Raw genomic sequence first — 2,454 nt, forward strand, 5'->3', positions numbered from 1 at the left:
CGAATTCGACCACGCCTCACAGCGCACGAACCGACCACAGAATTTGAAGGGGATGGCCACCCACACCGGGGCAACTCATGAAACACTACACGTCGTACGGCGGTCGGGCAAACTGGACCGGCGCCGGACGGATCGCCACCCTGCATGCGTGCTCCTGGCCATGACAGCAGCCTCCGGTCGGAGAGCTCCTTCAGGGGCGGGCATCGCCGCAGAGCGGCCGGCCGACGGTGCAGTGGCGGCTACCGGACGGCGCCGGCAGGCGAAGGCTTCCAGCGGGTGCCGGCAGAGGCTTCCAGCGGGTGTTGGCAGAGGCTTCCAGCGGGTGCCGGCAGAGGCTTCCAGCGGGTGTTGGCAGAGGCTTCCAGCGGGTGTTGGCAGAGGCTTCCAGCGGGTGTTGGCAGCAGCGGCAGCTCCCGCTGAGATGTCACCCTCGCTCCAAGTCAGTGCCGCAGGAAGCCGAGGCCTCGGCTGCCGCCCCCCTCATCATCCGGCCGTTCGGAACGGGATGGTGAACCGATGCGACGTCAGCCGAACCTCGTGCGCATGACCACACCGTTTGCAACCCCGGGCCGGTGCTGGCCGGCCCAGGACCCTGAATGGGTTCAGTACCTGCCTCGAGGCGTCGCCCTCCGGGTATCGGCACTCAAGGCGGACGATCATGGGACCGCGGAGCAGTCGAGAATCGCGTGAGAGGAATGCTCCTTCTCCCTGTGAGCAGCCGACCCCCGGGCACGGGCGGAGCGTCGAGCAGCTGGTGCGGCAGGTTGACGCGCTTCCGTCCCGTGAATGGGCCTTCGGACGAGGTCGTCCTTGATTCATACGAGTCCGGCGGCCAGGGAACCTCGCGTAGGAACCTTTCGCAGCAGGTGGACTGCAGTGACCCGTCGCCACCTGGAAGACGGTTCGGCCGGCATCGGTGACGGGCCCATCGCTGTCTCCTTGCGGTCAGCGACGCTGGTCCAGGGTCGATACCAGGGCTCCGACGGGTCCCCGTGGACACTGCACCCAAAGGTGTGACGGGCGAATCCATTGACATACCCCGTGGGGCTTTCCCCTGTGTTCTGCATGCCGAAGCGACAGACGAAGGGCGGTCGTGGGCGCATCCTGCTCGGATCGCGAGGAATGCAGCTCCATCCCCTCTCGTTGCCCGTACCGATCCGTGCAAAGGGCTTCAGCCCCAATGGATCGTGGAGTCGTGGATCGGGACCTTCCGACGGGATGGATCGGCATTGTAGCGTGAGGAAATGATCCTCCCCGATGCTTCCCAGGACGCCGTGGCTGTCGCAGATCACTACGACGAGCTCGATCCGATCTATCGGCAGGTGTGGGGTGAGCATGTCCACCACGGGCTGTGGGCGACGGGGCACGAGACGCCCGCCGAAGCTGTCGAGGCGCTGACCGACACGGTCGGCCGTCGGCTGCACCTCATTCCCGGCGAGGCGTGCATCGACATCGGTTGCGGCTACGGTTCCACTGCCCGGCAACTCGCGAGGGCACACGGTGTTCGTGTCACCGGCTTCACGCTTTCCGCCGAGCAGGCCCACTACGCCTCCGCGCATCCCTTTCCCGAGGTCGATATTCATCTGCGCGATTGGCTCGCCAACGGGTTGACCGATGGCTCGGCCGATGCCGCGTGGGCGATCGAGTCGAGCGAGCACATGGTCGACAAGCCCAGGTTCTTTGCCGAGGCGCATCGCGTGCTGTCACCCGGCGGCCGTTTCGTCGTCTGCGCGTGGCTCGCCGAGACCGATGCCGGCAGGTGGAAGGTTCGCCACCTGCTCGAGCCGATCTGCCGGGAGGGGCGCCTGCCATCGATGGGCACGCGCGAGGACTATGAGGCCATGGCTTCGGCTGCGGGCTTCGAGCTCACTGGCTATGAGGATGTCAGCCACCGCGTCGCGCGTACATGGACCATTTGCGCCCGTCGACTTGTGAAGACCTTGCTCGTCGATCGCGAGACTCGTCGCCTCGCCCTCGGCGCACGCAATCGCATCTTCGTTCTGAGCATCCCCCGCCTGATCCTGGCCTACCGCACCGGTGCGATGCGCTACGGGATATTCACGTTGTCGAAGGCGGCGGAGAACGGGGTGCCACCCGAATCCGCCACGTGGATGCAGCAGGAGCCGACCTGAACCCCAGCACCACTCCCGGTCGAACTCCGGAAGAACAGAGCGAGAGGGCCCAGGCACGCAGGCCTGCTACGCCTTCCGGCGGGAGCGGACAGGCGCGCACCAGACACCCTCGATGCTTCGGAACTTGAAGGTCGGGCTGCGGACCCGAAGCGGCTCTTCACGATAGGGGGAATGGTTCCGCTGAGGCGGGTGTCGTGCCACCGCTCCGGCCGGGACGATGCCCGGATCGGTGGGCCGGCTCGTTGTGGGTGGGTGGTTAACGAGGAAAGACCCCACCGTGGTGGGGTCTTTGCTCGTGAGTGGTTGTCCGGCGGTGTCCTAC

1 protein-coding gene is annotated in these 2,454 nt (G+C 66.3%); it reads left to right on the forward strand.

From position 1 onward, the window contains the following. Positions 1-1,244 precede the first annotated feature (1,244 nt). Complete coding sequence (locus tag CXQ92_RS17415; RefSeq protein ID WP_104169047.1) at positions 1,245-2,132, forward strand: cyclopropane-fatty-acyl-phospholipid synthase family protein; 888 nt, start codon at positions 1,245-1,247, stop codon at positions 2,130-2,132. The last annotated feature ends 322 nt before the right edge of the window (positions 2,133-2,454 follow it).

The sequence above is a fragment of the Arthrobacter sp. SX1312 genome, assembly GCF_002929295.1.
Classification (GTDB): Bacteria; Actinomycetota; Actinomycetes; order Actinomycetales; family Micrococcaceae; genus Arthrobacter_D.

Bases quoted from the DNA above. Each gene is read 5' to 3' on its own strand.
- CXQ92_RS17415 (WP_104169047.1), top strand. From the start codon at position 1,245: ATGATCCTCCCCGATGCTTCCCAGGACGCCGTGGCTGTCGCAGATCAC.